Raw genomic sequence first — 8,130 nt, 5'->3', positions numbered from 1 at the left:
GCCGCGCGCCGCCGCCGGTGAAGCGCTCGATCACCGAACGTACCGCATCGCGCGTCTTGCGATCCTTCACCGCGTCGAGCAGCGGGGCGGACGCCGGCGAGCGGCGGATCAGGCTTTCCGGATCGGGGAAGATCAGCGGATCGTCCCACGGGCCCTGGATCACGAAGGGCAGATCGAAACCGTTGCCGCCGCCGGACGCCGAGGTCAGGCTGGCGACGCCCTTGAGATCGTACTCGCGCGACGGCACCGAGGCGGTGCCGGTCAGCGTGATCTTCGCGGTGGGGCTCTCGACACGGATGTCGTCGGCGGTCGCGACGCCGTCGGCGAACTTCACCGAGATGTTGAGATTGTCATAGGGCGTCGAGCCGGAGCGGAAATTGCCGCCGCCGGACAGTGGTCGCTTCTCCAGCCGCCGCAAGAGCTGCTCGACATTGAAGCCGGCGATCGCGCCGTCATGCCCGTTCAGCGTGGCGGTGCCGTCCAGCGACGATGCGAGCCCGAACGGGCTCGAGCCGGAGGCCGTCAGCGAGACGTTGAGGTTGCCGCGGCCGGACAGCTTGTTGATGCCGAACAACTCGCTGGCGCAGGCCTGCAAATCGACATCGGTGAACTGGAATTGCGCCCGGACGTCGGCGACCGCATCCGAGCGCGCGATCGCGAACGAACCCTTGGCGATGCCGCCATACATCTGCGCCTCACCGACGCTGAGCGCCAGCGCGCCGCCGCGCAGATTGGCGCCGAACGCGGTGCGGCCGAGCTTGGACGGGCCGACCGTCACCTTGGCCGCCGACAGGCGCATGTCGAGATCGGTCGAGGACAGCGAGGAGAGGTCGAACAGCTGCCTGTTCCAGTCGCGCTGGCCACTGGCCAGCAGGCGGAAGGTCGAGATGTAGGGCGTGAAATCAAGGTTGCCGGCGGCAAGCGTCGCCTGCAGCGACTGCCGGCCGTTATTGGCGTAGGTCATCACGCCCTCGGCGACATTGCCGTCGAGCTCGACATTGACGTTGGTAAGGGCGACCGAGCCGCCGACCACATTGGCACGGGCTTTCAGTGCGAAGCGGCCGAAGCCGCCGCCGCCGGGCGGCGCCTGTCCCATCCAGCGCAATGCGTTGCGCAGTGACGGTGAGTCCATGGTGGCGGTGCCTTCCATCATCAGGCTGGTGCGATTGGCGACGGTTCCGTCGAACGCAACCTTCAGCGGTGCGCTGGCCAGGCGCGCCTTGAGGCCGGAGCGGTCGCCCGACAGCAGCGCGACGAAATCGCTGGCGCTGATCGAGCCGTCGACGCGCTCGCCGCGCCAGTCGAACTGGCCGGTTGCGGCAAAGGAACGCGAGATCGATGGCCAGGCCAGCGACAGGTCGATATCGCCGAGTTGCTCGGAGATGTTGTTGGTCCCATCCTGGTAGTTCAGTTCGCCGTCCTGGATCCGGATTTCGGAGAACGACACCTGATTCTCGGCGCCGGGCGTCATCGCCTTGGCAATGGTCTCGACGAACGGTGTCCAATTGCTGTCGCCGGCGGTGTCGCGGACCACACGGATATGCGGGCGCAGCATCATGACGTCGGCGATCTCGAAGCGCCGCAGCAACAGTGGCAGCAGCCGCAGGTTGGCGGTCAGCACGTCGACCTGCAAGGCTGGACCGACGGTATCGGCACCCTTCAGCCCGACATTGTGAAAGGAGACGTAGCTGCCGGGAAACACCGAAACGTCGATCGGCCCGTTGACGACGAGCTCGAGCCCGGTCACGGCGCGAATCTGCGCTTCCACCGCGCGCTGCAGCGCGTCCCGGTTGAGGAACCACGACGTTCCGACCAGCCCGACCAGCGCCAGGCCGAAAAGCGCCGCGATCGGCATCCCCAGGCGCTTTATTCCTTGGGCCATCGTCAATGACATATCCGGGTCGGGTTGAGTTTTGTCGGGTCGTCGTCGAACATAGCGGGCTCTCGCCGGAGGCCCCTGCCAACCCACGCAACTTGAAGGGTTTTCTTGACGCTTTCAAGGCCATGTTGACGCCGCAGGCTGCCGCCGGTCGCCGCACGGGGCCGTCATTGACGCATTGCGAAGATTTCGCCTAATAATCCGCATTGTCACAGCCGTTCCGCGCCCTCCATCAGGTATTCGCTGCATGAACAAAGTTTACCCCGACGCCAAATCGGCACTCGATGGTCTCCTCAAGGACGGCATCATGATCATGTCGGGGGGCTTCGGCCTCTGCGGCATCGCCGAGACCCTGTCGGACGCGATCCGCGATTCCGGCGTCAAGGGCCTCACCGTTGTCTCCAACAATGCCGGTGTCGACGGCATCGGCCTCAGCCGCCTGCTGGAGACGCGCCAGATCAAGAAGATGATCTCGTCCTATGTCGGCGAGAACAAGCTGTTCGCCCAGCAATATCTCGCCGGCGAGCTCGAGCTCGAGTTCAATCCGCAGGGCACGCTGGCCGAGCGCATCCGCGCCGGCGGCGCCGGCATCCCGGCCTTCTACACAAAAACGGGGGTCGGCACGCTGATCGCCGAAGGCAAGGAAGTGAAGGAATTCGACGGCGAGAAGTACATCATGGAGCGCGGCCTGTTCGCCGACGTTGCCATCGTGCACGCCTGGAAGGGCGACACCGCCGGCAACCTGGTCTACCGCAAGACCGCGCGCAACTTTAACCCGATGATGGCCACCGCCGCGAAGGTCACCGTCGCCGAGGTGGAGCATCTGGTGCCGGCCGGCGAGATCGATCCGGACCACATCCATACCCCCGGCATCTTCGTCAAGCGCATCATCGAGGTCGGCACGGCCAACAAGCGGATCGAGTTCCGCAACACCCGTCCGCGGCCCGCCGCCTAAAACCCAATCTTTCAGGAGAGCCTCATGGCCTGGACCCGTGAACAGATGGCCGCCCGCGCCGCCAAGGAGTTGCGCGACGGCTATTACGTCAATCTCGGCATCGGCATTCCGACGCTGGTTTCGAACTACATCCCCGCGGGCATCGACGTCAGCCTGCAGAGCGAGAACGGCATGCTCGGCATGGGCCCGTTCCCCTATGAGGACGAGGTCGATGCCGACCTCATCAATGCCGGCAAGCAGACGGTGAGCGAGCTGCCCTCGACCAGCTATTTCTCCTCGGCCGATTCGTTCGGCATGGTGCGCGGCGGCCATATCGACCTGTCGATCCTCGGCGCCATGCAGGTCGCCCAGAACGGCGACCTCGCCAACTGGATGATCCCCGGCAAGATGGTGAAGGGCATGGGCGGCGCCATGGACCTCGTCGCCGGCGTCAAGCGCGTCGTCGTCGTGATGGAGCATTCCGCCAAGGACGGCGCCAAGCTGCTCAAGCAGTGCAATCTGCCGCTGACCGGCGAGCGCGTGGTCGACATGGTGGTGACCGATCTTGCGGTGTTCACCATCGACAAGCACGGCAAGGACGGCATGGCGCTGATCGAGCTCGCCGACGGCGTCACGCTCGACGAGGTCAAGGCCAAGACCGAGGCGGAATTCCGCGTCGCGCTGAAGAACACCTGAGATGATTGGCGCGGGACGATCCTCGATCCGTCCCGCACGATCCGACGACGCGGGCTTCATCGCCCGTGTTGTCCTCGCCGCGCAGCGCGGCCCGCTGCCGCGCGGCTGGATCGACATCGCGCTCGATCGTCCCGAGCCGGAGTGCCTCGCGTTCATGGCGCGGCTCGCCGTTGCGCGGGTGAAATCATGGTATCACGTCGCCCACTTCCTGATCGCCGAGGTCGATGGCGTCCCGGCGGCCGCGCTGTGCGCGATGCCGGCATCCGGAACGGTCGTTGCGGCACGCGCGGCGATCGAGGAGGTCGCGGCACAGCTCGGCATCGATGCCGATGCCATCGTGGCGCGCGGCGGCTATGCCCGCAACTGCTGGGTGCAGGGCGGTGAGGGCGACTGGCTGATCGAGCATGTCGCTACCGATCGCGCCTATCGCGGCAACGGCCTGGTGCAGCCGCTGATCGGCCGTGCGCTCGCCGACGGCAGGACCGCCGGCTTTGCACGGGCGTCGATCTCGTTCGTGATCGGCAACGGCGCGGCCGAACGCTGCTACACCAAGGCCGGCTTTGCCTTCGCCGAAGAGAAGCGCGATCCGGCATTCGAGGCGATCAGCGGCGCGCCGGGCTTTCGCAGGTTTGCGCGGGCGATGTGAGTGGATAGGCGAACGCGCCACATCCACTGCTGTCGTCCCTGCGAAAGCAGGGACCCATACGCCGCGGCGGATGTTGTGATCGGGATTCGTTGCTCCAGCATCGCTCGATAATGACCGTTGGTGGTTATGGGTCCCTGCTTTCGCAGGGACGACACCGAGTGTGTTGCGGCTTGCAGGCCACACGGCATCGTGCAAAGCCGTGTCATGTGATGGCGCTCACATCTGCGGTTATGGTCGCGCCTCGCAAAACAATCCAATTGTCATTCGCGTGTCGCGTCAGTCCAAACGCTTGTCGCGATAGTCCAAGTGTCGGGACGCCGGCCGTCGTAGTCGTCTCCGCCCTCCGATTGTCTCCATCATCGAGGATCGATCCGTGATCAAGGTTTTTCGCCGCTCGTTCGTTGCCGGCCTGCTGTCGCTTGGCCTGGCGCTGCTGTCATCTTACGGCGCCCAGGCGCAAGGGACCAATGCGGGGACCGATACCATTCTCGTGCTCGATGCATCCGGCTCGATGTGGGGCCTGGTCGACGGGCAGAGCAAGATCTCCGCTGCGCGCCAGGCAGTCGATGCGATCCTGTCGAAATGGAATCCCGCTGATCGCCTCGGCGTCATGGTCTATGGCCATCGCTCGAAGGGTGACTGCAAGGACATCGAGCTGATGGTGCCGGTCAGCAAGTTCGACCCGGCCAGGATCAAGGCCGCGATCGACGGCATCAACCCGAAGGGCAAGACGCCGATCTCGGATTCGCTGCGTGCCGCCGCCGAGGCGCTGCACTCGACCGAGAACAAGGCCAATGTGATCCTGGTCTCCGACGGGATCGAGACCTGCGCGCCGGATCCGTGCGCGGCCGCAGCCGAGCTGAAAAAGGCCGGCATCGGCTTCACCGCCCATGTGATCGGCCTCGACGTTGCCGATCCCGCGGCGAAGAGCCAGCTGCAATGCATCGCGCGGGCGACCGGCGGCGTCTATCTCGATGCCGGCAACGCCGCGAGCCTGACCGGTGCGCTGACCAAGGCGGTGGCGGCGACGCAAGGCACCAAGGTCGCCAGCGAGGCGCCGCCGAAGCCGGTGGCCGCCGATCCCTATCTCGGCAAGAACATCCGCGGCGTGGCGCGGCTCGCCGAAGGGCTCGATCCGATCAGCGACGAGGACGTCAATTGGGGCGTCTACAAGCGCGCCGGGACCGAGAAGGGCGAGCATGTCAACACCTTCTACGGTGCGCCGTTCGCCGACAATATCGCGCCCGGCGATTACATCGTGGAGGTGAGCTACCGGCAGCTCAAGCGCGAGTTTCCGCTCAAGGTCGAGAGTGGCAAGCCCGCCGCGCTCGACGTCATCCTCGATGCCGGTTACGTCACCAGCGAAGGCTCGGTGGCAGGCGGCGCGGGCAAGGTCGACGATGTGGTCTGGCAGGTCTTTGACAAGGGCGGCAGACTGATCGCGCAGGAATACGACGCGGTGCCGCGCTTCGTGCTCGCCGCGGGCAACTACACGCTGACCCTGACCAAGGGACAGTCGAAGACCAGCAAGCCGTTCTCGGTCGCCGCTGGCGATGCGAGCAACGTCCAGCTCACCCTCGATGTCGGCAAGCTGATCGTGACCTCCACCTATGCCGAGGGCGGGCCCAAGGTCGAGAAGGACATCGTGGTTGCGGTTCACCAGCCGGCGAACTCGAACGGCGACGAGGGCGAGAAGGTCGCGCAGGAATACGATCCCGAATCGAAGTTCGATCTGCCGACCGGTAGCTACGAGGTGAGGGTGGCGGTCGGCGAGGCCAGGGGAACGGTGCGCGCGGAGGTGAAGTCCGGCGTGCCGACCCGGATCAACGTCAACCTGAACGCCGGCGTGATCGGGATCAAGGCCGACGGTGCCCAGGAGATCGACATCCTGGGCGCCGAGCGCGACATCAATGACGAGCGCAAGCGCGTTTCGGTGACGTATGACGCCGCCGCCAACGTCGCGCTCAGCGCCGGTGACTATGTCGCGGTCGCCATCTATGCCGACGGCCAGAAGGCGGAAATGCCGTTCTCGATCGCCGCCGGCAAGCGCCAGACGCTGGAGATCAGGCAGTAGGGCGGCGGTAGCGTTGTCTCTTGGGTGCGCCTGCGAGGCTCACACTTCTTGCGAGCACGCTCTTCTCTTGTGAGGTGAGCACGCTCTTCGGCTCCCTCCCCCCTTGCGGGGGAGGGTGGGGAGAGGGGTAAGCCCCAGGCGAGATGACCGTCGTGAGCTTCGCTTTCGCAATCTCGGTCGCGTCGTCGAACTGAGATCAACATGGTGAGAGCGTGCCGTGTGGCCACCCCTCTCCCTAACCCTCCCCCGCAAGGGGGGGAGGCAACCCGTCCGCTAGTGCGTCCTTAACGCGGCGGAAGGAGTTGATCGTTCGCGTGTCGCGGGTGGCCCGCGCCCATCACGCCCTTGCCGCGGCGTGGGCGAAGGTCACCTCGATCAGCGTGCCGGTGCGGCCGCCGGTCCTGATCTGGAATTTGGCGCGGTTGGCTTCGACCAGTGCCTTGGTCAGCGACAGGCTGACGCCGCCGGAGCCGGCCTGGTCGGATGGCGTCGGCGCGCGGAACGGCTCGAGCGCGGCGGCGACCTCGTTGTCGTTGAGGCTCTGGCCGGTATCGCGCACCCGTAGCATCACCTCGCCGAAATCCGACAGCGTGGTCGAGACGATCACCTGGCCGCCGGCATTGGCGAGATGGATCGAGTTGCCGATCAGGTTCAGCGTGATCTGGCGCAGCGCGCGGGCGTCGGCGACGACAGGCGGCAGCGTATGCGCGAGCGAGGTGCGGATGATGATGCGCTCGCGGTTGGCCTGCGGCTGCATCACCGCGACGCAGCTCTCCACCATCTCGTTGAGGTTCTGGCTGGTGAAGGCGAGATCGAGCTTGCCGGTCTCGATCCGCGACAGATCGAGCAGGTCGTTGACGATCGCGATCACCCGCTCGCCGGAGGCGCGGATGTCCTTCATGTATTCGACATAGCGCTCGTTGCCGAGCGTGCCGAAGCGCTCCGATATCATCACCTCGGCGAAGCCGATGATGGCGTTGAGCGGCGTGCGCAGCTCGTGGCTGATGCGCGCCAGCATGTCGGTCTTGGCGTTGGCGGCGCGTTCGGCGAGCCGCCGCGCCTCGCGCACTTCGCCCTCGCTCTTCCTGGTCTGCGAGAGATCGCGGAACACGGCGAAGAAGTTCGGTCCGTCGGCGCGGGTGCGTCCCATCGTCACCGACAGCGGGATGAGGCCGCCCTGGCGCACGCGGCCGAGCGTCTCGCGGCCGTGGTCGAGCAGGCTGGCGACGCCGGCGGACTTCACGCTCGTGAGATAGTCGAAGATGCCGTGCTGGCTCTCCGGCGCGAACAAATCGCCGAGATTGCGCGTGATGAACTCGTCGCCGTCATAGCCGAACAGCGCCTCGGCGCTGCGATTGCAGGAATGGATGTTGCCTTCGGCATCGAACATGATGATGCCTTCGGCCGCGGTGTCGAGGATGGCGCCGAGCTCCTCGGCGTCGGCGTGGCCGGCCTGTGGCGGCGGTGGCGCAAGCGCGGGCTCGGCGGCCGCCTCCGGTTCGGGATCGGGCTCGCGATCAGACAGGGCAGCCGCGATCGCGGTGTCTTCGTCGAGCGTGCGCGAGAAGATCAGCGCCAGCGCGGAATCGTCGTCCCAAGTGATGGTGTGCAGCCGCGCCTCAGCGGACACCTGCTCTGCCTGGCCGTTTTGGTTGGCGGAGATCGTCACCGGCGTGCCGGTGCCGGAACTGCTGCTCGCCTGCGAGACGCCCGGCTCGACATAGAGTGCGTCGAGCCCGCCGGCGGCTTCCAGCGCGTGCAGGCTGTCATAGCCCATCCGCGTGAGGAAGGCGTGGTTGGCATAGAGCAGGCGGTCGAGCCGGTAGATCAGGATGCCGACCGGCAAGAGATCGAGCAGGGCACGGTCGCGGCGGGAGACCGCGCGCGGCGCGGGCTCGGCG

General features: G+C 66.1%; 6 protein-coding genes. 4 read left to right on the top strand and 2 right to left on the bottom strand.

Annotated elements, in window-relative coordinates; translation table 11 throughout:
• On the bottom strand, positions 1 to 1,882 hold a 1,882-nt coding region (locus tag AC628_RS37920; RefSeq protein ID WP_074131753.1), incomplete at its 3' end, for an AsmA family protein.
• Between the two features lie 244 nt (positions 1,883 to 2,126).
• Between AC628_RS37920 and AC628_RS37915 the strand changes: the two genes are divergently transcribed.
• The 4 genes from AC628_RS37915 to AC628_RS37900 all read left to right on the top strand — a co-directional run bounded on the left by AC628_RS37915 (position 2,127) and on the right by AC628_RS37900 (position 6,229).
• Positions 2,127 to 2,834, top strand: a complete 708-nt coding sequence (locus tag AC628_RS37915) for a CoA transferase subunit A (protein ID WP_074131752.1) — start codon at positions 2,127 to 2,129, stop codon at positions 2,832 to 2,834.
• A 24-nt stretch (positions 2,835 to 2,858) separates the two neighbouring features.
• Complete coding sequence (locus AC628_RS37910) at positions 2,859 to 3,509, top strand: 3-oxoacid CoA-transferase subunit B (protein ID WP_074131751.1); 651 nt, start codon at positions 2,859 to 2,861, stop codon at positions 3,507 to 3,509.
• Position 3,510: 1 nt separating this feature from the next.
• Positions 3,511 to 4,155: a GNAT family N-acetyltransferase gene (locus AC628_RS37905; protein ID WP_074131750.1), complete on the top strand. Its 645-nt coding sequence runs from the start codon at positions 3,511 to 3,513 to the stop codon at positions 4,153 to 4,155.
• Between the two features lie 373 nt (positions 4,156 to 4,528).
• The gene (locus AC628_RS37900) at positions 4,529 to 6,229 is read left to right on the top strand and encodes a vWA domain-containing protein (RefSeq protein ID WP_074131749.1); all 1,701 of its coding nucleotides are present in this window, start codon (positions 4,529 to 4,531) and stop codon (positions 6,227 to 6,229) included.
• Positions 6,230 to 6,566: 337 nt separating this feature from the next.
• On the opposite strand, the gene AC628_RS37895 is transcribed toward AC628_RS37900, so the two are convergent.
• The coding region (locus tag AC628_RS37895) for a PAS domain-containing sensor histidine kinase (RefSeq protein ID WP_143202029.1) at positions 6,567 to 8,130 on the bottom strand (1,564 nt) is incomplete at its 5' end.

The sequence above is a fragment of the Bradyrhizobium sp. NAS96.2 genome, assembly GCF_001908235.1.
Taxonomy (GTDB): domain Bacteria; phylum Pseudomonadota; class Alphaproteobacteria; order Rhizobiales; family Xanthobacteraceae; genus Bradyrhizobium.
Note: the sequence above shows the minus strand (reverse complement) of the source record. Positions and strands in the feature narration are given on the sequence as shown.

Bases quoted from the DNA above. Each gene is read 5' to 3' on its own strand.
- AC628_RS37910 (WP_074131751.1), top strand. From the start codon at position 2,859: ATGGCCTGGACCCGTGAACAGATGGCCGCCCGCGCCGCCAAGGAGTTG.
- AC628_RS37915 (WP_074131752.1), top strand. From the start codon at position 2,127: ATGAACAAAGTTTACCCCGACGCCAAATCGGCACTCGATGGTCTCCTC.
- AC628_RS37905 (WP_074131750.1), top strand. From the start codon at position 3,511: ATGATTGGCGCGGGACGATCCTCGATCCGTCCCGCACGATCCGACGAC.